The 22,810-nt window shown below is 41.9% G+C and carries 25 protein-coding genes; 12 read left to right on the top strand and 13 right to left on the bottom strand.

Annotation, left to right across the window (positions count from 1 at the left end; all coding sequences use genetic code 11):
- Complete coding sequence (gene rlmC / locus J5A60_RS07120; RefSeq protein WP_048749353.1) at positions 1-1,176, top strand: 23S rRNA (uracil(747)-C(5))-methyltransferase RlmC; 1,176 nt, start codon at positions 1-3, stop codon at positions 1,174-1,176.
- Between the two features lie 102 nt (positions 1,177-1,278).
- On the opposite strand, the gene pfkA is transcribed toward rlmC, so the two are convergent.
- The 5 genes from pfkA to ung form a co-directional block, all read right to left on the bottom strand.
- Positions 1,279-2,244, bottom strand: a complete 966-nt coding sequence (pfkA, locus tag J5A60_RS07115) for a 6-phosphofructokinase (RefSeq protein WP_048749355.1) — start codon at positions 2,242-2,244, stop codon at positions 1,279-1,281.
- A 62-nt stretch (positions 2,245-2,306) separates the two neighbouring features.
- Positions 2,307-3,227, bottom strand: a complete 921-nt coding sequence (locus J5A60_RS07110) for a cation diffusion facilitator family transporter (RefSeq protein ID WP_212509912.1) — start codon at positions 3,225-3,227, stop codon at positions 2,307-2,309.
- Complete coding sequence (locus J5A60_RS07105; RefSeq protein ID WP_212510758.1) at positions 3,227-3,787, bottom strand: hypothetical protein; 561 nt, start codon at positions 3,785-3,787, stop codon at positions 3,227-3,229. Before J5A60_RS07105 ends, J5A60_RS07110 begins: the two co-directional genes overlap by 1 nt.
- Before the next feature lie 5 nt (positions 3,788-3,792).
- On the bottom strand, positions 3,793-4,569 hold the full coding sequence (gene yaaA / locus J5A60_RS07100; RefSeq protein ID WP_212509911.1) for a peroxide stress protein YaaA: 777 nt from the start codon (positions 4,567-4,569) through the stop codon (positions 3,793-3,795).
- Positions 4,570-4,600: 31 nt separating this feature from the next.
- The gene (ung, locus tag J5A60_RS07095) at positions 4,601-5,269 is read right to left on the bottom strand and encodes a uracil-DNA glycosylase (RefSeq protein WP_212510757.1); all 669 of its coding nucleotides are present in this window, start codon (positions 5,267-5,269) and stop codon (positions 4,601-4,603) included.
- Positions 5,270-5,566: 297 nt separating this feature from the next.
- Here ung and grcA point away from each other — a divergent pair, with 297 nt between their 5' ends.
- The 5 genes from grcA to era all read left to right on the top strand — a co-directional run bounded on the left by grcA (position 5,567) and on the right by era (position 10,535).
- Complete coding sequence (grcA, locus tag J5A60_RS07090) at positions 5,567-5,950, top strand: autonomous glycyl radical cofactor GrcA (RefSeq protein ID WP_048749362.1); 384 nt, start codon at positions 5,567-5,569, stop codon at positions 5,948-5,950.
- A 171-nt stretch (positions 5,951-6,121) separates the two neighbouring features.
- Positions 6,122-7,918, top strand: coding sequence for a translation elongation factor 4 (gene lepA / locus J5A60_RS07085; RefSeq protein WP_212509910.1), 1,797 nt, complete (start codon positions 6,122-6,124; stop codon positions 7,916-7,918).
- Between the two features lie 10 nt (positions 7,919-7,928).
- Positions 7,929-8,951: a signal peptidase I gene (gene lepB, locus J5A60_RS07080; RefSeq protein ID WP_212509909.1), complete on the top strand. Its 1,023-nt coding sequence runs from the start codon at positions 7,929-7,931 to the stop codon at positions 8,949-8,951.
- Between the two features lies 1 nt (position 8,952).
- Positions 8,953-9,633 (top strand): ribonuclease III, encoded by a 681-nt coding sequence (gene rnc / locus J5A60_RS07075; protein ID WP_048749368.1) that lies wholly within the window; start codon positions 8,953-8,955, stop codon positions 9,631-9,633.
- Positions 9,630-10,535 (top strand): GTPase Era, encoded by a 906-nt coding sequence (era, locus tag J5A60_RS07070; RefSeq protein WP_109128198.1) that lies wholly within the window; start codon positions 9,630-9,632, stop codon positions 10,533-10,535. The genes rnc and era overlap by 4 nt, the downstream gene beginning before the upstream one ends.
- An 85-nt stretch (positions 10,536-10,620) precedes the next feature.
- Here era and psiE read toward each other — a convergent pair whose 3' ends face one another.
- Both psiE and sodC read right to left on the bottom strand, forming a co-directional pair.
- Positions 10,621-11,040 carry a phosphate-starvation-inducible protein PsiE gene (gene psiE / locus J5A60_RS07065; protein ID WP_048749371.1) on the bottom strand — a complete coding sequence of 140 codons (420 nt, stop codon included), beginning with the start codon at positions 11,038-11,040 and terminating at the stop codon, positions 10,621-10,623.
- A gap of 164 nt (positions 11,041-11,204) precedes the next feature.
- Positions 11,205-11,774: a superoxide dismutase family protein gene (gene sodC / locus J5A60_RS07060; RefSeq protein ID WP_212509908.1), complete on the bottom strand. Its 570-nt coding sequence runs from the start codon at positions 11,772-11,774 to the stop codon at positions 11,205-11,207.
- Positions 11,775-11,953: 179 nt separating this feature from the next.
- Between sodC and J5A60_RS07055 the strand changes: the two genes are divergently transcribed.
- On the top strand, positions 11,954-12,709 hold the full coding sequence (locus tag J5A60_RS07055) for a class I SAM-dependent methyltransferase (RefSeq protein ID WP_212509907.1): 756 nt from the start codon (positions 11,954-11,956) through the stop codon (positions 12,707-12,709).
- A 43-nt stretch (positions 12,710-12,752) separates the two neighbouring features.
- On the opposite strand, the gene recF is transcribed toward J5A60_RS07055, so the two are convergent.
- From recF to dnaA, 3 genes are read right to left on the bottom strand one after another with little or no spacing between them, the layout of a single operon-like run.
- Complete coding sequence (gene recF / locus J5A60_RS07050) at positions 12,753-13,829, bottom strand: DNA replication/repair protein RecF (protein ID WP_212509906.1); 1,077 nt, start codon at positions 13,827-13,829, stop codon at positions 12,753-12,755.
- A gap of 3 nt (positions 13,830-13,832) precedes the next feature.
- Positions 13,833-14,933 carry a DNA polymerase III subunit beta gene (gene dnaN, locus J5A60_RS07045; RefSeq protein WP_212509905.1) on the bottom strand — a complete coding sequence of 367 codons (1,101 nt, stop codon included), beginning with the start codon at positions 14,931-14,933 and terminating at the stop codon, positions 13,833-13,835.
- 10 nt (positions 14,934-14,943) lie between these two features.
- A complete protein-coding gene (gene dnaA / locus J5A60_RS07040; RefSeq protein WP_212509904.1) occupies positions 14,944-16,305 on the bottom strand; it encodes a chromosomal replication initiator protein DnaA in 1,362 nt (453 codons plus the stop codon).
- A gap of 421 nt (positions 16,306-16,726) precedes the next feature.
- Here dnaA and rpmH point away from each other — a divergent pair, with 421 nt between their 5' ends.
- The 5 genes from rpmH (at position 16,727) to mnmE (ending at position 20,645) form a co-directional block, all read left to right on the top strand.
- Positions 16,727-16,861, top strand: coding sequence for a 50S ribosomal protein L34 (gene rpmH, locus J5A60_RS07035; RefSeq protein WP_005539760.1), 135 nt, complete (start codon positions 16,727-16,729; stop codon positions 16,859-16,861).
- Positions 16,862-16,873: 12 nt separating this feature from the next.
- Positions 16,874-17,242, top strand: coding sequence for a ribonuclease P protein component (gene rnpA, locus J5A60_RS07030; protein ID WP_048749382.1), 369 nt, complete (start codon positions 16,874-16,876; stop codon positions 17,240-17,242).
- Positions 17,197-17,460 (top strand): membrane protein insertion efficiency factor YidD, encoded by a 264-nt coding sequence (gene yidD, locus J5A60_RS07025; protein WP_082161918.1) that lies wholly within the window; start codon positions 17,197-17,199, stop codon positions 17,458-17,460. Before rnpA ends, yidD begins: the two co-directional genes overlap by 46 nt.
- Positions 17,460-19,091, top strand: coding sequence for a membrane protein insertase YidC (yidC, locus tag J5A60_RS07020; protein WP_048749384.1), 1,632 nt, complete (start codon positions 17,460-17,462; stop codon positions 19,089-19,091). The genes yidD and yidC overlap by 1 nt, the downstream gene beginning before the upstream one ends.
- Positions 19,092-19,289: 198 nt before the next feature.
- Entirely contained in the window at positions 19,290-20,645 is a 1,356-nt protein-coding gene (gene mnmE, locus J5A60_RS07015) for a tRNA uridine-5-carboxymethylaminomethyl(34) synthesis GTPase MnmE (protein WP_048749385.1), read from the top strand.
- Positions 20,646-20,728: 83 nt separating this feature from the next.
- Here the strand turns inward: mnmE and J5A60_RS07010 are convergent, their stop codons facing one another.
- The 3 genes from J5A60_RS07010 to raiA form a co-directional block, all read right to left on the bottom strand.
- Positions 20,729-21,292, bottom strand: a complete 564-nt coding sequence (locus J5A60_RS07010; RefSeq protein ID WP_048749387.1) for a DUF5358 domain-containing protein — start codon at positions 21,290-21,292, stop codon at positions 20,729-20,731.
- Between the two features lie 160 nt (positions 21,293-21,452).
- Positions 21,453-22,178 carry a hypothetical protein gene (locus J5A60_RS07005; RefSeq protein ID WP_048749389.1) on the bottom strand — a complete coding sequence of 242 codons (726 nt, stop codon included), beginning with the start codon at positions 22,176-22,178 and terminating at the stop codon, positions 21,453-21,455.
- A gap of 79 nt (positions 22,179-22,257) precedes the next feature.
- Positions 22,258-22,581 (bottom strand): ribosome-associated translation inhibitor RaiA, encoded by a 324-nt coding sequence (raiA, locus tag J5A60_RS07000; protein ID WP_006719151.1) that lies wholly within the window; start codon positions 22,579-22,581, stop codon positions 22,258-22,260.
- Positions 22,582-22,810 lie beyond the last annotated feature (229 nt).

Raw genomic sequence — 22,810 nt, 5'->3', positions numbered from 1 at the left:
ATGATTCAGTGCGAACATTATCAACGAGGCGATTGTCGTTCTTGTCAATGGTTGGAACTGCCGTATTCTGTTCAACTAGAACAGAAAACCGTTCACTTGCAACAGCAGCTGCACGGTTTAGATACGTCTCATTTGAGTTGGATTGCGCCTTTTCAATCTTCCCTTGATGGGTTTCGTAATAAAGCCAAAATGGTGGTGAGTGGCGCTGTCGAACGCCCCATTTTGGGGATTCTACCGGATCCGCGAGAGCCACAAAGTGCGGTGGATTTATGCGATTGCCCACTTTACCCACAACGTTTTCAAGCTATCTTTCCTCTTCTTAAAGATTTCATTGCACGCGCAGGCCTTGTGCCGTATAACGTGGCAAAGCAAAAAGGCGAATTGAAACATCTTTTATTGACAGAAAGCCAACACAGCCGGCAACTCATGTTGCGCTTTGTATTGCGTTCGGAAACCAAATTGCCGTTGATTCAACGAGAATTGGCGGGATTGCGTCAAAAATTACCACAACTTGCCGTCATTAGCGTCAATATCCAACCGCAAAATGCCGCGATTTTAGAAGGTGAAAAAGAGATTTTTCTGACGGAGCAACATACGTTGCCTGAGACCTTTAACGGCATTCCACTTTTTATTCGCCCGCAGGGATTTTTTCAAACCAATCCGCAGGTTGCTGAAGGATTATACGGTACGGCACAACAATGGATAAAAGATCTGCCAGTTCGTCAACTTTGGGATTTGTTCTGTGGTGTGGGCGGTTTCGGGCTGCATTGCTTGAAAGCGTTGCAAATGCAGAACTCGAAACAACAAATTCACCTCACTGGCATTGAAATTTCCGCTTCTGCCATTGCCGCCGCGAAACTATCGGCACAACAACTCGGATTGGAGAAGCAAGTTCATTTTCAATCCTTGGATGCGGCAAATTTTGCCTTGGCTCAAGCAGACAAACCCGATTTGGTTATCGTCAACCCACCTCGTCGAGGCATAGGTCAATCGCTTGCTGAATTTCTCAATAAAATGCGACCGCACTTTATTTTGTATTCCAGTTGCAACGCTGAAACCATGGGGAAAGACTTGCGCTCGCTCACCCATTATCAACTGGAAAAGATCCAACTGTTCGATATGTTCCCACATACCGCACATTATGAGGTGTTGGTGTTGTTGAAATGGATTGGGTAAAGAATTTTAAGAGTTAGTCGCCTATTTCGGGACATAAAAAAGTGCGGTCAAAAAACACAATGGATTTTGACCGCACTTTTGTTTTCAGTAAAACGATAGCGCTTAGTCTAAGCGTTTGAACATGGTCAACCAGTCTGCTTTAAATTCACGGCGCATGTTGTTGATGGCATCAATGATGTCGTGGTGAACCAAGTGTTCATTTTGGATACCCACACAGTAACCGCCTTTGCCTTGGAGCAATAAGTCGATAGCATAGACGCCCATGCGGGAACCGAGGATACGGTCGAATGCACATGGTGTACCGCCACGTTGGATATGGCCTAAAATGGTGGCGCGGGTTTCATGGTGAACGCGATCTTCAATTTCTTTCGCTAATTCATTTACGTCGCAGATTAATTCAGTAATCGCAATAATCGCATGGCGTTTGCCTTTGATGATGCTGCGTTCAATTTGGCGAATCAGTTCTTCGCGGTTAAATTCCACTTCGGAGGCCACAATGTATTCGCATCCACCGGCAATCCCTGCAGAAATGGTGAGGTCGCTACAGTGGCGGCCCATGATTTCTACGATAGAAATACGTTGGTGGGAACTGGATGTGTCACGTAAACGGTCAATAGCTTCAACCGCGGTTTGTAATGCGGTTTGGTAGCCGATGGTGTAGTCGGTCCCGGCAACGTCATTATCAATGGTGCCAGGAATACCGACGCATGGGAAACCGTGTTCTTCGGTCAGCAATTTTGCGCCCATGTAAGAACCGTCCCCGCCGATAACAACGAGCGCATCAATGCCGTGAGAACGTAAGATATCGGCACATTTTGCACGCACTTCCGGATCTTTAAATTCCGGGAAACGTGCTGAGCCTAAACAGGTACCGCCACGGTTGATGATGTCGGATACGCTGTAGCGGGTTAATTGCTTAATGTTGTTGTGGTATAAGCCATAATAGCCGTCATAGATACCATAAACTTCTAATCCCTCGGATAAACCCGCACGAACTACTGCGCGAATTGCTGCGTTCATGCCCGGTGCGTCGCCGCCACTTGTTAGTACTGCAATTTTTTTAATCATAAGTTATCCCTTACATAAAGTTTTAATTTAAAAATCGGTTGTTTAGGTTAAACGTGCGCGAATTATAGCATTTTTTTTATGTGCTGCATTTCTTGTTGTACAACAAATGTGGGTTCCGGATGGATCACAATATCGCTGTGCGGGAATGTTGTTTTTAACCGTGTTTCCAAATGTTCGGTGATGTCATGTGCTTCGATAAAAGACAGTTCATCCGCCAATTCAAGGTGAAATTGAATAAAACGAATCGCGCCGGAACGACGGGTGCGTAACGCATGAAACCCGAGAATGCGCGGATCTTGGGCGATTTCTTGGTTAAGTACCGCGTTAATTTGTTCAATTTCCTCTGCCGGTAACATTTGATCAAGCAATAACTGTGTTGAACTAAACAGCATTTTGGCCGCATTTAATAAAATATAAAGGGAGATTAAAATCGCAAAAACCGCATCTGCCCATAAAATACCGTGCACACTCAAGCCTAAGGAAATCAAAATGGCAAAGTTCATCAGCAAATCTGTTTGATAATGCAACCGATCCGCTTTAATTGCCGGGCTATCCGTTTGTTCAATTACGCGTCCTTGGTACCACACTAATAATAGTGTCGCAAAAATGGAAAATACGGTAACCAACATACCAAGTATTGTATTGTTCAAGGCTTGCGGAGAATTAAAACGGTGTATGCCTTGCAGTAACAGAAAAATCGCCGAACCGGAAATAAAGGCACTTTGCACCAAAGAAGCCAGTGATTCCGCTTTGCCGTGGCCAAAAGAGTGGTTGTGATCCGCAGGCATTAAAGCAAAACGCAAAATCAGCATGCTCATGAAAGAGGCCAATAAATCCAACATGGAATCGGTGATAGAGGCGAGCATACTCACCGAGCCGGTTTGCCACCAGGCAATGCCTTTCACAATAATCAACACTAAAGCGGTGATAATGGAAAAATGCGCCGCCTTTTTGACTTGAGCGGAATATTCAGAAGCCGGCATTACGCTTTACATCCCAAAAGCCAATCCGCTTTGCTCAGTTGTTTCATTTCTTTTTCAACCAAATATTTTTTCAGATGGTTGACCACGCGTTTGCTATTCATATTGCCGAGTTTGTAATTTTTCGGAATTTTCAAGGAATACTGATATTGCACAAAGCCACAAAACGGCAATTCTTTACCCTTTGCCATGTCGATTTGCCAATCTTTGTTTTGTTCGGACGGCTCATAAATGACATAGGCGTACAATGTTTCGTCTTGTTTATAAAGCTGAAAATTTTTCACACCGGTGTTGGTATAAACCCGTTTACGCAAATCAATACGTTCCTGCAAAGTGCGGTTTTGAAAATTGCGATCGAGTAAAATCTCCACCGCACTTTGCCATTCTTTCGGTGTTTCGCCCGGCAACAGATAAACATAACGAGCAACACTGCCCAAATCTTGTTGGGTAGTAAGTTGGTAGGTTTTATCGTTGTGTTGAATGCTTTGCGGTACGTCTAATTGTGAGTTGGAAACGCACGCTGTTAGGAAAAGTGCGGTTAAAATAACAAGTGTTTTTTTCATCATGTTTATTCCGCCAAATCACGTTTAAAGACAAATTCTGTTTTGGTGGATGAGGCACGGTCAAACCAGTAGCCACCAAGGTCGAATTCCTTGAGCTGTTCTACGTCGCTAATGCGATGTTGAATGAGGTAACGACACATTAAGCCGCGTGCCTTTTTAGCATAGAAGCTAATTACTTTATACTTCCCATTTTTGTTATCTAAAAAGACCGGTTTAATAATGTTGCCTTTGAGGTTGTGCTCTTGCACCGATTTGTAGTATTCGTCGGAGGCCAAGTTAATGAGTGTGCCGCCTTGTTGATCGATCGCTTGTTGCAATACCGGCGTAATGACATTGTGCCAGAACGCATATAAATCCTTGCCTTTCGGATTAGCGAGTTTTGTTCCCATTTCCAAGCGGTATGGCTGGATTAAGTCTAATGGCGCCAATAAACCATATAAGCCGGATAAAATACGCAAGTGTTGTTGAGCATATAACACATCTTCTTCGTTGAGGGATTCAATGTCTAAGCCCGTGTAAACATCGCCTTTGAACGCATAAACCGCCGCTTTAGCATTATGTTCATTGTGGTTTTGTTGCCATTCAGCAAAACGGGCGGCATTAAGCCCGGCAAGTTTATCGCTGATTGACATTAATGAGCCGATGTCTGCCGGTGTCAGCTCACGGCAAATATCGATCAGTTGCTGGCTTTGGGCTAAAAAGTGCGGTTGAAAATGCGGGAGTTTTTTGGGCACTGCATTCTCAAAATCTAATGTTTTTGCGGGAGAAATAATCGCTAACATAAAAATTCCTGTAATGGTTCTTATAACAACGCTAAAGCGCGCTTAATTGCCAATTAATCGGGGCAATACCATGTTGTTGTAAATAGACGTTGGTTTTAGAAAAATGGTGGCAACCGAAAAAGCCACGATGGGCGGATAGCGGCGATGGATGCACGCTGGTTAAAACACAATGTTTTTGGCGATCAATAAATTGCCCTTTTTTCTGCGCCGGGCTACCCCATAATAGAAAGACCAGATTTTCGCGATGTTGATTTAAGGCTTCAATGACTTTATCGGTAAAAATTTCCCAACCCCAATTCGCGTGGGAATGAGCTAAACCTTGTTCTACGGTTAATACCGAGTTAAGCAACAACACACCTTGCTGCGCCCATTCCACTAAATAGCCATGATTTGGCATCTGAAAGCCCTCAATGTCATTGGACAATTCTTTATACATATTTAACAAAGAGGGTGGCGGTTTGACACCGGGTTTAACGGAAAAGGATAAACCATGCGCTTGATTTGGTCCATGGTAAGGATCTTGTCCTAAAATCACCACTTTGACCCGTTCGAATTCTGTTAATTTAAAAGCATTGAACACGTCCGGTGCGGGCGGGTAAATAATTTTCCCCAGTTCCCGTTCTGCATGTACACGTTGCAACACTTGTTGAAAATAAGGCTGTTGTTTTTCCTGCCCTATGACATCTGTCCAGGTTTTCATCATGGGGTTCCCATCTAATTTTGCGTAGCGGGAATTATAATGAAGCCATCGTGAAATTCATAGCAATAAGCGTGATTTGTTTGTTATCAAGATGTAATTAAATAGGGCTTATTTTGTTAAATTGCGCATACCTAGAATGGATTATCTTTGATATGTGTCAAATATTGAAAATGAATTAAAAAAAGACTTCGGTTCTATATCAAATTAAAGTCAAATTAATTTGAAAACTTCAAAATTTTTGATAAAATCCGCGCAGCTCAATTAATATACAGAAAAGCCAAATTTAGGAGGCATTTTATGATTAAAGGTATCCAAATCACCCAAGCGGCTAATGACAATCTTTTAAACTCTTTCTGGTTGTTAGATAGCGAAAAAGGTGAAGCACGTTGTTTATGTGCAAAAGGTGATTACGCAGAAGATCAAATCGTAGCAGTAAGCGAATTAGGTCAAATTGAATACCGCGAATTACCGGTAAACGTTGCACCAACTGTGAAAGTAGAAGGCGGTCAACACTTAAACGTGAACGTATTACGTCGTGAAACATTAGAAGACGCCGTATTACATCCGGAAAAATATCCACAATTAACCATTCGTGTTTCCGGTTACGCTGTGCGTTTCAACTCTTTAACACCTGAACAACAACGCGATGTGATTACTCGTACTTTCACTGAAAGTTTGTAATTTCAGTTTGAATGAAAAAAGAAACCCCGAAGTAATTCGGGGTTTTGTTTTTTTAAAACGTGGTAAAAACAGACCGCACTTTTCCTTTTCTTTTCTAGCGATTTCCGCACTTTTCGGGTACAATCCGCCAGTTAAATTTTATGACTTTTGAATGAGAAAAATTACCAATTTATGAAGAATATTCGCAACTTTTCTATTATTGCCCATATTGACCACGGTAAATCTACCTTATCGGATCGTTTAATCCAAACTTGTGGCGGTTTGTCTGATCGCGAAATGGAGGAGCAAGTATTGGATTCTATGGATCTGGAGCGTGAGCGCGGGATTACCATTAAAGCTCAAAGCGTGACGCTGAACTATAAATCCAAAGATGGCGAGACCTATCAACTGAATTTTATCGACACGCCGGGTCATGTTGACTTTTCTTATGAGGTATCCCGCTCTCTTGCCGCCTGTGAAGGCGCATTATTGGTGGTGGATGCCGGGCAAGGGGTAGAAGCACAAACCTTGGCAAACTGTTATACAGCCATTGAAATGAACTTAGAAGTGGTGCCGATTTTAAACAAAATCGACTTGCCTGCCGCAGAACCTGAACGTGTTGCAGAAGAAATTGAAGACATCGTGGGTATTGATGCGATTGACGCGGTGCGTTGTTCTGCGAAAACCGGCGTGGGCATTGAAGATGTATTAGAAGAAATTGTGGCGAAAATTCCGTCACCGGAAGGTGATCCGAATGCGCCATTACAGGCATTAATTATTGATTCTTGGTTTGATAATTATTTAGGCGTGGTGTCTTTGGTTCGTATTAAAAACGGCACGTTACGCAAAGGCGATAAAATCAAAGTGATGTCCACCGGTCAATCTTATAACGTAGATCGTTTGGGGATTTTTACTCCAAAACAAGTGGATACCACCGTCTTAAATTGTGGCGAAGTAGGTTGGGTGGTCTGTGCCATTAAAGATATTTTAGGCGCTCCGGTGGGGGATACCTTAACTCACTACAACACGCCGGCGAGTTCCGTATTACCGGGATTTAAGAAAGTTAAACCACAGGTTTACGCAGGCTTGTTCCCGATTAGCTCCGATGACTATGAAGCCTTCCGTGATGCGCTTGGTAAGTTAAGTTTAAATGACGCCTCCCTGTTCTATGAACCGGAAAATTCCACCGCACTTGGCTTCGGTTTCCGTTGTGGTTTCCTTGGCTTGTTGCACATGGAAATTATTCAGGAACGTTTGGAGCGGGAATATGATTTAGATTTAATCACGACCGCGCCAACTGTAGTCTATGAAGTGGAATTGACTAATGGCGAGGTGATTTATGTTGATAGCCCGTCAAAACTGCCTCCGCTGAACAATATTGCAGAAATTCGCGAGCCGATTGCAGAATGTAACATGTTGTTGCCACAGGCCTATTTGGGTAACGTGATTACGTTGTGTGTGGAAAAACGTGGGGTGCAAACACACATGGTGTACCACGGCAATCAGGTGGCGCTGACTTATGAAATTCCGATGGGCGAAGTGGTGTTGGATTTCTTTGACCGCCTCAAATCCACTTCTCGTGGTTATGCTTCTTTAGATTACGGTTTCAAACGTTTCCAAGCAGCGGATATGGTTCGCGTGGATATTATGATTAACGGTGAGCGCGTGGATGCTCTTGCGTTAATCGTACACAAAGACAACGCACCGTATCGTGGTCGTGAGTTGGTGGAAAAAATGCGTGAATTAATTCCGCGCCAACAATTTGACATTGCGATTCAAGCCGCGATTGGTAACCACATTATTGCCCGTTCCACCGTGAAACAATTGCGTAAAAACGTGTTGGCAAAATGCTATGGTGGTGACGTCAGCCGTAAGAAGAAATTATTGCAAAAACAAAAAGAAGGTAAGAAACGGATGAAACAGCTCGGTAACGTGGAAGTGCCGCAGGAAGCGTTCTTAGCCATCTTACATGTAGGAAAAGATAAATAAGGAAGTAGCAATGTCGAACTTATTTACGATTATTTTAATCGCGATTGGATACGGTTTATGGAAAGTGTTGGATCATTTTCAGTTGCCTAATACGTTTTCTATTTTACTGATTATTTTCACCGCACTTTCAGGTGCCGTCTGGTGTTATTTACGTTTTGGGGTATTGCCGAAGCGCGCCAGACAAATCTCGCGCTTAGAGCAACGCAGTGGCAAAAGCCTCAGTGATGAAGAAAAAAACAACATTGAACCGATTTCCGAAAGTTCCGAATTTGTTGCGTCTTTGTTTCCGGTGCTTGCGTTCGTGTTAATTGTACGTTCGTTTATTTTTGAGCCGTTTCAAATTCCCTCTTCTTCCATGGAGCCAACGTTACGCATTGGCGACTTCATTGTGGTGAACAAATTCGATTACGGCATTAAAGATCCAGTTTTCCAAAATACCCTTGTGAAAATGGGCGAGCCGCAACGTGGTGATGTGATTGTGTTCAAAGCGCCGGAATCACCAAGCACAGACTATATAAAACGTATTGTCGGCAAACCGGGCGATCGCGTGATTTATAATGAAGCCAATCGTCATTTAACCTTGGTTTACGCTAAAGACGGTAAAGAGTGTTTGGCTGATTGCAATATCAAAGAATTCAGCTATACCCAACCTGAACCTAATGAGAATTTCCGTTTCATTTTAGGGCGAGATCACAGTGGAAAAGTGCAATATGGCCCGGCGCCGTTAGAAACCGTTGAAACGGGGGATGTGGCGCACGCCATTCACTGGTATCCACAGCCGATTAACGAAGGGTATCGTTATAAAGCCTTTAGTAAACAAGAAAATTATGTGACGGAATGGGTTGTTCCAGAAGATCACTATTTTGTGATGGGTGACAACCGTAACAACAGCGAAGACAGCCGTTTTTGGGGATTTGTGCCGTCACAAAATATTGTGGGTAAAGCGACCTATATTTGGCTGAGTTTAAAGAAAGAACAGGATGAATGGCCAACCGGCGTTCGTACCGAGCGCTTGTTCCAGAAAATTCAATAATATGCGAGAAGATAACTTAGATCGTTTACAACGAAAAATTGGCTATCATTTCCAAGATGTCGCCTTGCTTAAGCAAGCACTGACTCATCGTAGTGCGGGACATAATCACAATGAACGCCTAGAGTTCTTAGGCGATGCCATTTTGAATTTAACCATTGCAGAAGCGTTGTTTCACCAGTTTCCAAAATGTAATGAGGGTGAGTTGAGCCGTATGCGTGCGACCTTGGTGCGTGAGCCGACCTTAGCCATTCTTGCCCGAGATTTCCAATTGGGTGATTATTTATCCCTTGGGCAAGGCGAATTAAAAAGTGGCGGTTTTCGTCGTGAGTCTATTTTGGCGGATTGTGTTGAAGCGATTATCGGTGCCATTTCCCTAGACAGCAGCTTAACTCATGCGACACAGATCGTGAATCATTGGTATCAAACCCTCCTCGAAAATATTAAACCGGGCGACAATCAAAAAGATGCCAAAACCCGTTTACAGGAATATTTACAGGGTAATCGCCAGCCGTTACCGACTTACAATGTGGTGAGTATTCAAGGGGAAGCCCATAATCAATTATTTATCGTGGAATGTTCCATTTCAGATAACGACCGCACTTTTATCGGTAAAGGTTCCAGCCGTCGTAAAGCGGAACAAGCGGCAGCAGAACAAATCCTTCAAGAGTTAAACATCAAATGACAGAACAACTTGAAACATATTGTGGCTTTATTGCCATTGTAGGCCGTCCAAACGTAGGGAAATCTACCTTACTGAATAAAATTCTCGGACAAAAAATTTCTATCACGTCGCGCAAAGCGCAAACGACCCGTCATCGTATTGTGGGCATTAAAACTGAAGGTCCATATCAAGAAATTTACGTGGATACGCCGGGGCTACACATTGAGGAAAAACGGGCCATCAACCGCTTAATGAACCGAGCTGCCAGCAGTGCGATTACTGATGTGGATTTAGTCATTTTTGTGGTGGATGGCACCCATTGGAACGATGACGATGAAATGGTGCTGAATAAACTGCGTAAAACGAAAGTGCCGGTTGTGCTTGCCATTAATAAAATCGATAACATTAAAAATAAAGATGATTTATTGCCGTTTATTACGGAAATCAGTAGTAAATTTACGTTTATCGATATCGTGCCGATTTCCGCTGAAAAAGGGAATAATTTAGAGGTGATTGAGAACATCGTGCGTAAGTCTTTGCGCCCAGGTGTGCACCATTTCCCGGAAGATTATGTGACCGATCGTTCTCAACGTTTCATGGCATCGGAAATTATTCGTGAAAAATTAATGCGCTTTATGGGAGAAGAATTACCTTATTCTGTTACTGTAGAAATTGAGCAATTTAAGGTGAATGAGCGCGGTACGTATGAAATTAATGCCCTGATTTTGGTTGAACGAGACGGACAGAAAAAAATCGTTATCGGTCACAAAGGCGAAAAATTGAAAAAAATCGGTACAGAAGCCCGTTTAGACATGGAGCGTTTATTTGATAATAAAGTCCATTTGGAACTTTGGGTGAAAGTGAAATCCGGCTGGGCGGACGATGAGCGTGCCTTACGTAGCCTAGGATATATGGAAGAGTAATGTAAAAAAGGTGAGCAACGGGCTCACCTTTTTGATCTTTAAAGTGCGGTGGAAAATCAAATTGTTTTTTGACCGCACTTTTATTTTAGATATTTCTTAATTTATTGGAATAGAGTACTAAGCATAACGCGATTACCATAATTAAAATGGCACAGGCGAAGAGAAGGGTATCTACCGAACTTTCGTGATTTACGATGATCAAACGCAGCATGGCGGTGATACCGGCGTAAATAAAATAACGCAGAGGAAAATGGTAACCACTTTTGAAATATTGCACGATAAGACCGATAAAACCGAAATAGAGGAAAAACATAACGGCTTGTTCGGCAACGTCATAAGGCACAATGGATGAGGTATTGAAGACCATCATTGCCAAAGAATACGTAATTTTGACGAGGGCGATAATGAGTACCAGTGCCAATGCGATTAATGCAGAGCTTAAAACGATTTTTAATATTCCGGTGACCACTTGGGGGAGTTTTTCTAATTGTTGAGATTCTTCCATAGTTTACTTTCCTTCATTTTATAACGAGATTCAAAGGGTGCGTATTCTAAAACAAGAGAGGATAAGGGTAAATAGATTTGATTAGCGAGAAATATCGGATTTTTTAACCGCACTTTTATAAAAAGAAAGGCTGACATTTGTCAGCCTTTTGTTTTCATTATTAATTATTTGATTACACCGCAGGCCATACGTGCACCGCCACCACCAAGTGGAGCAGGGTGATCAGAGTGGTTATCGCCACCCACGTGGATCATGATGGAATGACCACGAACGTCATCAAGGTGTTTGATACGTGGTGCAAGCACAGGGTTAGTCGCTGTGCCATCATGTAATACGGTTAATGCCGGTAAATCGCCTAAGTGTGCGTCATCTTGCCATGGGAAGCCGTGTTTTTTAGTCTCTTTTGGATCCCAGTGACCGCCTGCGCCTAAGCCTGCAGTAAGTTTACCGTCTTTTTCTTTCGGATCACAGCTTGGGTTTTGGTGAATATGGAAACCATGTAAACCGGCTTCTAATCCGTTTAAGTTTGGTGTAAAGACCAAACCGTAGTTGGATTCGGTAATGGTGACGGTACCTACATCTTTGTTGCCGTTAACCGGATCAAGTTGTTGTACTTTTACTTCAATAGAAGCACCGGCAGGCGCCATGTGATCGTGTTTGTGTTCATGGGCATTCGCCATACTTGCAGCACAGATTGCGCCGATGCTTACAGCTAAGAGAGTTTTAAATTTCATTGGTTTACTCCTTTTATGTTAAAAATCTTTTATATTCTAACCAAAATAAGGCATAAATCGAGCATTTTTAGAATGTTATTGACTATCAACGACATTTGAATTTTTTTATCTTTTTTCTTTAATCGAAATGAGATTTATTTATAATATAAATCATTGCTATTTTATTTAGGAGAAATCAGATGGCTAAAGAAGAAGTCGGCCATAATTTTTTGGCACGTTTAGGTAAAACCCGTTTGCGCCCGGGTGGTCGGAAGGCGACTGATTGGTTGATTGCAAGCGGTGATTTTAATAAAGATAAAAAAGTCCTCGAAGTGGCATGCAATATGTGCACCACCGCCATTGGTTTGGCAAAGCAATATGGTTGCCAAATTGAAGGTGTCGATTTAGATGAAAACGCCTTGGAAAAAGCCAAGGCCAATATTGCGGCGAATAACTTGCAGGACAAAATTCATGTGCAACGCGCCAATGCGATGAAATTGCCTTTTGAAGATAATACCTTTGATATTGTAATTAATGAGGCAATGCTCACCATGCTGCCTGTTGAGGCCAAAATGAAAGCCGTTGGTGAATATTTTCGCGTATTGAAACCGGGTGGCTTTTTGCTGACTCACGATGTGATGTTAGTGGGGGATGATCATAAAACCATTTTGGAAAATATGCGCAATGCCATCAATGTGACGGTAACGCCATTAACCAAAGAGGGGTGGAAGCAGGTGTTTTTAGACAGTGGTTTTCGTAATATCGAAACCTTTTCCGGTGAGATGACACTGTTGTCGCCAAAAGGCATGATTTATGACGAAGGCGTGTTAGGCACACTGAAAATCATTAAAAATGCCATGAAAGCGGAAAATCGTGAGCAGTTTAAGCGAATGTTTAGCACTTTTAATGACCCTGAACGTAAATTGCATTTTATTGCGGTTTGTAGTCAAAAATAACCGATTTTCTTATGATTAGCCTCCAAATTGGAGGCTAATTTTTTTACAACAATTCGATTTTGCCCGAATCGATTTTAAAAGTGCGGTGCTTTTTCGGTTGCATTTCTTTGAGCTGGTTTTGTGTAATGGCGGTGACAAAAACTTGTGAGCCACTGTTTTGTAAGCGTTCAGCAAGAAGACTACGCTTAGTTTGATCCAACTCGGAGGCAAAGTCGTCAATGAGGAAAATACAATGGCGTTGTTTTTGTTGCATCAAATGCTCGCCCTGAGCCAAACGCAATGCGCACATTAATAATTTCAGCTGACCGCGTGATAAAATATCTTCCACCGGTAATCCATTGGCTTTAAAACGAAAATCGGATTTTTGCGGGCCTGAAACTGTATAGCCTAATGCACGATCCCGTTCGAAATTACGCTCTAGCAATTCTGCGTAGTTTTGTTCTTTTTCCCAGCCTTGATGAAAACTCACGCCAATGTCGAGTTCAGGCAGAAATAAACGGCAGGTTTGTTCAATTTCCGGTTGCAAGGCTTGTGCATATTCGGCTCTTAGCAGGCTTACCTGCTCGGCAAGTTTCACCAATTCCACGTCCCAAATTTTCATTTGTTGATAACCGGAAACTTGCTGTAAGGCCGCATTTCGTTGTTTGAGTAAATGACTTAAGCTCGCCCACAGATTATAAAAACTCACGTGATGATGAAATAAGCCCCAATCCAGAAAGGCGCGACGATAGCTTGGGCCGCCATTGAGCAAATTTAAACCTTCCGGCGTGATGATTTGCATGGGCAACAGGTGTGCGAGGTCAGAAATTTTATTACCGTCTTCGCCGTTGATTTTCACGAGCGTATTGCCTTGGCGTAGTTTTTGCAAACCTACCGACCATTGATGTTGCTGTTCTTGAATTTGCCCAAAGAGGGTAAAGTGCGGTTGATCGTAAGAAATAATCCGATTACTGACCGCACTTTTAAAAGAGCGTCCGTGACCTAAATAGAAAATGGCTTCCAATAAGCTGGTTTTGCCACTGCCGTTGTTGCCAACCAAAAAGTTAAAGCCGTGATCTAATTCCAGATCTACGGCTTGTAAATTACGAAAATTTTCAACGGTTAAACGTGAAATCGCCATACATTATAAGCGCATCGGCATAATCACATATTCTGCGCTGGCATCTTCACAATCTTCAATTAAGCAGCTGGAAGAGGCATCAGTTAAGCGTATACGCACTCGATTGCATTTCAACGCATTCAACACGTCAAGAATATAGCTGACGTTAAAGCCCACTTCCATTTCTTCTCCGCTGTAAGAGACATCGATAATTTCTTCTGCCACCTCTTGTTCCGGGTTAGTGGCGGTGATTTTCAGTTGATTTTCACTAAGTTGTAAGCGTACGCTACGGAAACGTTCGTTAGATAAAATTGCTGCGCGTACAAAGGCTTGTTTTAAGGTTTCCCAACCGGCTTCAACGATGCGGGTTGCATTGCGTGGCAACACACGACGATAATCAGGGAAACGACCATCAATAAGTTTTGATGTGAATGTGATGTTATTTAATTGAATACGTAGGTTATTTGTGCCGATTTGTAAACGCGCCGGTTGCTCGCTTGGCTCCAACAAACGTGCCAGTTCTAATACACCTTTACGCGGTAAAATCACTGAATGAGTCTGTAAATCTTGTTCTAATGGAATAGTACAAACCGCTAAACGGTGGCCATCGGTTGCGACGGTGCGTAATAAATTACCTTCCGTTTCAAATTTCATACCATTTAAGAAATAGCGCGCGTCTTGATTTGCCATGGAAAATTGAGTGGCTTCAATTAAACGGCGTAGTGTCGCTTGCTCAAGGGTGAAATCGACTTCTGATTGCCAATCTGTGAGGTTCGGATAATCTTCCGCCGGCAAGGTGGATAAATTAAATTTACTGCGATCGGAGCGCACAATGGCGCGATCTTCTTCAAATGTGACGGTAATTTCCGCATTTTCCGGCAAACTACGGCAAATATCTAAGAATTTTTTAGCCGGAATTGTGAATTTGCCATCTTGTTCCGCATGAAGTAATGGCGTTTGGGTTGAAAGTTCGACTTCTAAATCCGTACCGGTAATGCTTAATTGATTATTCTCAATTTGCAATAAGACGTTATTTAATACCGGAATATTCGGGCGACTATTCAATACGCCACACACTTGTTGCAACGGTTTTAATAAATTTTCTCGGGAAATAATAAATTGCATCTGGTGACTCCTATACGGATAAAGTTCGGATTAAGTTAGCCCAATCTTCTTGAATATTCGGATCGGTGTCGCGGAAACTGGCAATCGTGCGACAGGCGTGTAAAACAGTGGTGTGATCGCGGTCACCGAAGGATTTGCCAATTTCCGGTAGGCTGCGGTTGGTTAATTCTTTTGCCAGCGCCATTGCCACTTGGCGTGGGCGAGCCACTGAGCGAGAGCGATTTTTGGATTTTAAATCGGATACTTTAATGCGGTAATATTCAGCGACTACTTTTTGAATATTGTCTACGGTTACCAGTTTGTCTTGTAACGCCAACATGTCTTTTAACGTTTCACGCACAAAATCAATGGTGATCGGTTCGCCTTTAAATTCCTGCATGGCTTTTACTCGGTTTAAGGCACCTTCCAATTCACGCACGTTGGTGCGTAATTTTTGACCGATGAAAAATGCCACCTCATGAGGTAAATCCACGTTATTTTCTTCCGCTTTTTTCATCAAAATGGCAACACGGGTTTCAAGATCCGGCGGTTCAATGGCTGTCGTGAGCCCCCAACCAAAGCGCGATTTTAGACGTTCTTCAATTTTTTCAATTTCACGTGGATAGCGGTCGGAAGTGAGAATAATTTGGCGTCCACGTTCAAATAAGGTATTGAAAATATGGAAAAATTCCTCTTGGGTTTTTTCTTTGTCGCTGAAAAATTGAATATCATCCACTAACAATGCATCTAAAGAGCGGTAGAATTTTTTAAATTCTTCCATTTTGTTATCGCGAATATAAGCGACAACCTGTTGAACGAAACGCTCGGAATGAATATACACGACGCGCGCCTCTGGATTATTGGCAATAATGCCGTTGCCAATCGCATGCAATAAGTGGGTTTTACCTAAGCCCGTACCGCCATATAAAAAGAGCGGGTTAGCGGTTTGTTCACCGGGATTATCAGCTACTTTTTGAGCCACAGCACGAGCCAGTTGGTTGGATTTACCCTCAACGAAATTTTCGAAAACTAATTTGGTATTTAGATTGGAATGATAAGGTGTTTTACTTGTACTTTTTTCTTCCGAAAAACTGACCGCGCTTTGTTTCTTCGCTGGTTTTTCTACTTTGGGTGCGGTAGGTTTAATACCTTCAATAACCGATATGCTAAGGTTGGGATTCGCACTGGTTTGGCGAGCAATATCAGTAATTAAAGGAAGATAGTTATCAATTACCCATTTTTGCACAAAAGCATTTGATGCATAAAGTAAGATACCGCTTGAGCTAGCCTCAGCTTGCAACGGATAGAGCCAGATTTTGAAATCGTCCGTAGGAATTTTATCTTGTAGTTGCAACAGGCAATTTTGCCACAGAGAATTCGGCTGGTGTTCCACGTTAATATATCCCTTGTTAATTGGTTTATAGTTTTCCTTCGATTACCTTGCCAACCTTTTATCTTATTGTTTTATATAGGTATTACTTATTGAACGGCCAAATTTTCGGCAATAAAGTGCGGTTGGAAAGGTGATTATTTTACAATAACAGAGGAAAAAGATCTGCTATCTGGCTCTAAAAAAAGCAAAAAAGGTTGCTTGCCATTTTTAGCCAAAACCGTATAATCGCCTCGCTTTTAAATGCTGTGAGTGATGGAAAAATGAACGAGTTAAGGTGTTTTTTCCTAATCTCATTTGACGAACGCTGAATTTATGATTACAATTCCGTTCCTTATTTTTTGATAATCTTTGTTTATTTAAACGTTTCCCAGCGTTTAAAGTAGAAACAGTTACTGAAACTATTTGACTTAGGTACATTATAATGAAACGCACATTTCAACCTTCTGTATTAAAACGTAGCCGTACTCACGGTTTCCGTGCTCGTATGGCAACTAAAAATGGCCGTCAAGTTTTAGCTCGTCGTCGTGCTAAAGGTCGTAAAAGTTTATCTGCCTAATCGCATATCAATGTGGTTAAGCTAAACTTTCCTAGGGAGTTACGTTTGTTAACTCCCGAACATTTTAAATACGTCTTCCAACAGCCGTTCCGCGCTAGTTCACCTGAAATCACCATTCTTGCCCGCACAAATCGACTCGAACATCCTCGCTTAGGTTTAACTGTGGCCAAAAAACACCTCAAACGAGCCCATGATCGTAATCGTATTAAACGGTTATGTCGTGAATCTTTTCGTTTAGCACAGCATAGCTTACCGAATTATGATTTTGTTGTTGTAGCAAAACAGGGAATCGGCCGTTTAGACAACCGCACTTTATGGCAAACCCTGGATAAATTATGGCAAAGACACATTCGTTTGGCGCAAAAATCCTTATCGGATTAATTCGTTTTTATCAGATTGTTATTAGCCCATTAATTGGTCCCCGTTGTCGTTTCACACCAACTTGTTCTTGCTACGGGATTGATGCGGTAAAAACGCATGGGGTGGTAAAAGGTGGTTGGCTTACGCTTAAACGTATATTAAAATGTCATCCTTTAAACGCGGGTGGATACGATCCCGTTCCACCCAAGATCAATAATAACAAAACAGAGAATAAATAATGGATTCAAGACGCGGCCTGTTGGTCATTGCACTACTTTTTATGTCTTTTATTGTTTATCAGCAATGGCAACTTGATTATCACACGCCAAAACCTGTGGCAACTGAGCAAACTGTAACATCCACTTCGGATGTGCCGGCTTCTTCTACTGGGAGCAATACAGTCATCGCAACGGATACCCAAGTAAAAGGTAAAGTGATTACCTTAGAAAATGATGTATTCCGTTTGAAAATTAATACCTTAGGTGGGGATGTTATTAGTTCTGAATTGTTGAAATATGATGCTGAACTAGATTCCAACATGCCATTTGTATTGTTACAAAATACACCGGAACACGTTTATATCGCTCAAAGCGGTTTAATCGGTAAAGATGGTATTGATACGAAAGCAGGTCGTGCTGATTATCAAGTTGAGGGTGAAAACTTCAAATTAGCCGATGGTCAAAACGAATTAATTGTTCCTTTGGTTTATCAAAAAGAGGGCGTGACTTATCGTAAAATTTTTGTATTGAAACGCGGTGAATATGACATTGCGGTCAATTATGAAATTAATAACCAAAGCGATAAAACGATTGAAGTTGAGCCTTATGGTCAGTTAAGACATACTTTAGTTGATAGCTCTGGTAACGTGGCGATGCCAACTTATACCGGTGGTGCTTATTCTTCTTCTGAAACTAATTATAAAAAATACAGTTTCAGTGACATGGAAAATGCCAATTTATCAGTGAATACTAAAGCCGGTTGGGTTGCTGTGTTGCAACACTATTTCGTTTCTGCTTGGATTCCAAATCAAGATGCCGATAACCAACTTTATACTTTAACGGATAAAGCCAACAACATCGGCTCAATTGGGTATCGCGGTCCGGTTGTTGCGATTCAACCGAATACAACTGAGAAATTAACCAGCAAATTATGGACCGGTCCAAAATTACAAAATGAAATGGGGCAAGTCGCAGATCATTTAGATTTAACAGTGGACTATGGTTGGGCCTGGTTTATTGCAAAACCATTATTCTGGTTGCTGACATTCATTCAACAGTTAGTTCACAACTGGGGTGTTGCGATTATTTGTGTTACGTTAGTGGTTAAAGCGATTTTATATCCGCTGACAAAAGCACAATATACCTCAATGGCTAAAATGCGCATGTTGCAACCAAAATTGCAAGAAATGCGCGAGCGTTTCGGTGAAGACCGTCAACGTATGAGCCAAGAGATGATGAAACTCTACAAAGACGAGAAAGTAAACCCATTAGGTGGTTGTTTACCGCTCTTATTACAAATGCCGATTTTCATCGCATTGTACTGGACATTCATGGAAGCTGTTGAATTACGTCATGCGCCATTCTTTGGTTGGATTCAAGACTTGTCTGCGCAAGATCCGTATTACATCCTGCCGATCTTAATGGGTGCTTCCATGTTCTTGTTACAAAAAATGTCTCCGACACCGGTTGCCGATCCGATGCAACAAAAGATCATGAACTTCATGCCGTTAATCTTCATGGTGTTTTTCCTTTGGTTCCCGGCTGGTTTGGTGCTTTACTGGTTGGTCTCCAACTTAATCACGATTATCCAACAACAACTGATTTATCGTGGTTTAGAGAAAAAAGGGTTACATACCCGTCATAAAAAATAGTGAAATCTAGAGAATTAAAAGGCACGTATTGTGCCTTTTATTTTAATTAAAAAATGCACAAAAAAATGACCGCACTTTTGTGTCATAAAGTGCGGTTACAAAACGCAACGCTTTTTGACTGTTGGTTCTGTCAACGCTCCAATTAAGGGAAACAAGCGAGCTTGTGAAGAAAAAATTAAACGTTTTGAGAGCAGACTTATGAAAGAAACAATCGTAGCTCAAGCCACTGCGCCAGGACGTGGCGGTATTGGCATTTTACGTGTATCAGGCCCGAAGGCCACTGATGTGGCACAAACGGTATTAGGAAAATGCCCCAAACTACGTATGGCAGATTATTTGCCCTTTAAAGATGCGGATGGCACCGTGTTAGATCAAGGGATTGCATTGTATTTTAAAGGGCCAAATTCCTTTACCGGCGAAGACGTGCTTGAACTTCAAGGACACGGTGGACAGGTTGTATTAGATTTATTGCTAAAACGGATTTTGCTTATTGATGGCATTCGACTCGCGCGTCCGGGCGAGTTTTCTGAGCAGGCATTTTTGAACGATAAATTGGATTTAGCCCAAGCGGAAGCGATTGCTGATTTAATTGATGCCAGTTCCGAACAGGCTGCACGTTCAGCCCTGAAATCGTTGCAAGGCGAGTTTTCCAATAAAGTGAATCAGCTTGTGGATTCCGTCATTTATTTGCGTACTTATGTGGAGGCGGCGATTGATTTTCCGGATGAAGAAATTGATTTTCTTGCCGATGGCAAAATTGAAGGACATTTGAATGGCATTATTGCGCAGTTGGATCAGGTGCGTGCCGAAGCAAAACAAGGTTCTATTTTGCGTGAAGGGATGAAAGTGGTCATTGCCGGTCGCCCTAACGCCGGGAAATCGAGTTTATTGAATGCCCTTGCCGGACGTGAAGCGGCCATTGTCACCGACATTGCCGGTACCACGCGAGATGTGTTGCGTGAGCATATCCACTTAGATGGCATGCCATTGCATATTATTGATACCGCGGGGTTACGTGATGCGACAGATGAGGTGGAGCGCATTGGTATTTCGCGTGCATGGAATGAAATTGAACAGGCGGATCGGATTTTATTGATGCTAGACAGCAGTGATGCCGAACAAGATTTAATAAAAGTGCGGTCGGAATTTCTGGCAAAATTACCGAATACTATTCCGGTTACCATTATTCGCAACAAAGCGGATTTAACCGGTGAAACGGAACGCTTATATGAGCAAGATGGTTATACGGTCGTCAATTTGTCCGCAAAAACTCAGCAAGGCGTGGATTTATTGCGTGAGCATTTAAAACAAGCGATGGGGTATCAAACGGGTATCGAAGGGGGCTTCTTAGCACGCCGTCGCCACTTGGAAGCCTTAGAACAGGCGGCACAACACTTACAGACAGGACACATTCAATTAACCCAATTCCATGCCGGTGAATTGTTGGCGGAAGAGTTGCGTATGGTGCAAGATGCCTTAAGTGAAATTACCGGCCAGTTTACCTCTGATGATTTACTCACGAATATTTTTAGTTCGTTTTGTATCGGGAAATAGAGGCAAAGTGCGGTCAGTTTCGACCGTGTTTTTCAGGTATAAAAATACCGATGGTTTTCCATCGGTATTTTTGTTTATGTTGACTAGAGTAAGAGCGCAGAGCCCCATTTGATAATATCGAAGAAGAATTTATTTTGGTTAGTTGCCACGCCATCAGCGGATTTTGTGGTGCCATCAGGATTTTTCTGAACTTCGATCATGCCGTTTTTATATTGGCCTTTTACCACTTCTAAATCATCAGCAGCATTTTTTCTTAACATCTCACATTGTGCTTTGTCCATGTCTTCCACTTTATCCTGTCTAAATTTCTTATATTGGTAAGTGGCGTAATTCATGGATTTTTCATCGTCTTGAATAATTTTTACATACTTCTCGCCAATGACGTTTTCTAATGGGTAGAAGAAAATATATTGTGAATGAATGTAAGCATCTTCTTTTGGAAAGTGCTGTTGCAAAATACGGGTTAAATTTGGATAGATACATTGTTCTGCTTGTTTACTGGCGAATACCCAACGTTGTGCATTATCGTCGGATAACAAATAATCTGCGCCAGCATACTCACCGGGAATTGGATCCTGCTTGGTGCCAAATAATGAGCAACCGGTAAGGAATAAAATGACACCCGAAAAAATAAATTTCTTTAACATGGTTAAACCTTTATAGCTTGATACATTACGAAAAAACGCTGCGTATTCTAGCAATAAGCGCGTCATTTACAAATGATTTGTGTTGTGGAAAGCAAAAAGTGCGGTGGATTTTCGGGATCAATTACGCTAGAAAATCACCGCACTTTTATAAGAGAAAAAATTAGTGGCAAATCACCTGTTCAATCATACGACCTTTTTCAGCAGCGTTGGCGTTAGGCAATTTATCGCCATTTTGTTTGATGGAGTCGGTGTATTTTTCCATAAAGGCCTTGTCTTCACTGATGACACCCGCAGAGTATTCATCAATACTAAACGTGTCTTTTGCATACATCCCGTTGAGTTGATACGTGAGGTAATTATCAACAGAGGAGGTGTTTTTCTCTAGATCATAATAATTGCTAGACATGTTGAAATGCACGCCTTGTTGCGTTTTGAAATCCTGACAAATACCGTTCTTCGCTGTAAAAACAGCATGGCTTAAACGTCCTTGACCAAATTCATAATATTCAAATGTTTTAGCATTGGCTAATTTCTTCAGATCTTGTTCGTTACTTGGATTCATTGATTTTCCATTGTGTAAATACATCACCGGAATCAGCCTGTTGCCACTGAATTCTTGTTGATAAATTTCACCAAGAATTTTGCTTCCTCGCCGTGCTTTTAAGACGGGCTTTTTCATATCGCTATCGGATGCGCCGGCAATTTTCTCAAAAGAAATCGATTTGATTTGGCTTTCTAAATCAACGTAGTGACGTTCATGTACACCGGTAGAAATATCTTCAAACGCATTCCAGCCATCGCTATTTTTTCCTGGGGTATTGGCGTGAGCGCAGGCGATTAATGTCATGATCGAGCAGGCGAGCGTACTGAATTTTAAGATTTTCATTTTTTCTCCTAAAATTTGATTATTGATAATCAAAAAAACCGCACTCTTTTAAAAGTGCGGTCATTTTTACAGGTGTTTTTTATTCGTTAAACGAATCTTTCAAACGTTCATCAGCACGACGGGCTTCGCCTTTGTGTTGTAATTTATTGAGCTGTTTCTCAAGTTTTTCTTCAACGTCGTTGATAGCTTTATACATATCTTCTGCCTCAGCGCTGGCAATGAGGTTACCAAATGGGGTGCCAATAGAGGCATCAACGGAAAAGCCTTTAGGCGTTTTGTTTAAAATAAAGTGAGGATTGATCAGTTGGGTATGCCATTTATTCAGTTTGACAAGTCGTTCTTCAACGTGAGCACGGATTGCAGGGGTGATATCCATTTGTTTACTGGTAATATTTAATGTCATAGCATTTACCTCTTATGTGAATGGGGTCTGAGACCCAGTTGAAATCCTTAGTTACAACATAGTAACCTTGCCTTTAATTTTCAAGCGCTTTTTAGGTTGTTTAAAAAGAAAAGTTTAAAAATATGATCCAGGTCTGAAAATTGGGAAAAGATGCTTTTTTTGCGGAGAGAAGTTGCTATGATGGGCAAGTTAAAGAAAGCGGATATTATATTTAATATCCGCTTTCTTT

This window comes from Aggregatibacter sp. oral taxon 513 (assembly GCF_018128305.1).
Lineage (GTDB): Bacteria > Pseudomonadota > Gammaproteobacteria > Enterobacterales > Pasteurellaceae > Aggregatibacter > Aggregatibacter segnis_A.
The sequence above is the reverse complement of the archived record's forward strand: the minus strand, read 5'-3'. Positions and strand labels throughout refer to the sequence as shown.

What these genes read in the sequence shown, in the direction of transcription:
- rlmC (WP_048749353.1), top strand. Translation starts at nt 1, where the DNA reads ATGATTCAGTGCGAACATTATCAACGAGGCGATTGTCGTTCTTGTCAA.
- pfkA (WP_048749355.1), bottom strand. Translation starts at nt 2,244, where the DNA reads ATGATTAAAAAAATTGCAGTACTAACAAGTGGCGGCGACGCACCGGGC.
- J5A60_RS07110 (WP_212509912.1), bottom strand. Translation starts at nt 3,227, where the DNA reads ATGCCGGCTTCTGAATATTCCGCTCAAGTCAAAAAGGCGGCGCATTTT.
- J5A60_RS07105 (WP_212510758.1), bottom strand. Translation starts at nt 3,787, where the DNA reads ATGAAAAAAACACTTGTTATTTTAACCGCACTTTTCCTAACAGCGTGC.
- yaaA (WP_212509911.1), bottom strand. Translation starts at nt 4,569, where the DNA reads ATGTTAGCGATTATTTCTCCCGCAAAAACATTAGATTTTGAGAATGCA.
- ung (WP_212510757.1), bottom strand. Translation starts at nt 5,269, where the DNA reads ATGAAAACCTGGACAGATGTCATAGGGCAGGAAAAACAACAGCCTTAT.
- grcA (WP_048749362.1), top strand. Translation starts at nt 5,567, where the DNA reads ATGATTAAAGGTATCCAAATCACCCAAGCGGCTAATGACAATCTTTTA.
- lepA (WP_212509910.1), top strand. Translation starts at nt 6,122, where the DNA reads ATGAAGAATATTCGCAACTTTTCTATTATTGCCCATATTGACCACGGT.
- lepB (WP_212509909.1), top strand. Translation starts at nt 7,929, where the DNA reads ATGTCGAACTTATTTACGATTATTTTAATCGCGATTGGATACGGTTTA.
- rnc (WP_048749368.1), top strand. Translation starts at nt 8,953, where the DNA reads ATGCGAGAAGATAACTTAGATCGTTTACAACGAAAAATTGGCTATCAT.
- era (WP_109128198.1), top strand. Translation starts at nt 9,630, where the DNA reads ATGACAGAACAACTTGAAACATATTGTGGCTTTATTGCCATTGTAGGC.
- psiE (WP_048749371.1), bottom strand. Translation starts at nt 11,040, where the DNA reads ATGGAAGAATCTCAACAATTAGAAAAACTCCCCCAAGTGGTCACCGGA.
- sodC (WP_212509908.1), bottom strand. Translation starts at nt 11,774, where the DNA reads ATGAAATTTAAAACTCTCTTAGCTGTAAGCATCGGCGCAATCTGTGCT.
- J5A60_RS07055 (WP_212509907.1), top strand. Translation starts at nt 11,954, where the DNA reads ATGGCTAAAGAAGAAGTCGGCCATAATTTTTTGGCACGTTTAGGTAAA.
- recF (WP_212509906.1), bottom strand. Translation starts at nt 13,829, where the DNA reads ATGGCGATTTCACGTTTAACCGTTGAAAATTTTCGTAATTTACAAGCC.
- dnaN (WP_212509905.1), bottom strand. Translation starts at nt 14,933, where the DNA reads ATGCAATTTATTATTTCCCGAGAAAATTTATTAAAACCGTTGCAACAA.
- rpmH (WP_005539760.1), top strand. Translation starts at nt 16,727, where the DNA reads ATGAAACGCACATTTCAACCTTCTGTATTAAAACGTAGCCGTACTCAC.
- yidD (WP_082161918.1), top strand. Translation starts at nt 17,197, where the DNA reads ATGGCAAAGACACATTCGTTTGGCGCAAAAATCCTTATCGGATTAATT.
- yidC (WP_048749384.1), top strand. Translation starts at nt 17,460, where the DNA reads ATGGATTCAAGACGCGGCCTGTTGGTCATTGCACTACTTTTTATGTCT.
- mnmE (WP_048749385.1), top strand. Translation starts at nt 19,290, where the DNA reads ATGAAAGAAACAATCGTAGCTCAAGCCACTGCGCCAGGACGTGGCGGT.
- J5A60_RS07010 (WP_048749387.1), bottom strand. Translation starts at nt 21,292, where the DNA reads ATGTTAAAGAAATTTATTTTTTCGGGTGTCATTTTATTCCTTACCGGT.
- J5A60_RS07005 (WP_048749389.1), bottom strand. Translation starts at nt 22,178, where the DNA reads ATGAAAATCTTAAAATTCAGTACGCTCGCCTGCTCGATCATGACATTA.
- raiA (WP_006719151.1), bottom strand. Translation starts at nt 22,581, where the DNA reads ATGACATTAAATATTACCAGTAAACAAATGGATATCACCCCTGCAATC.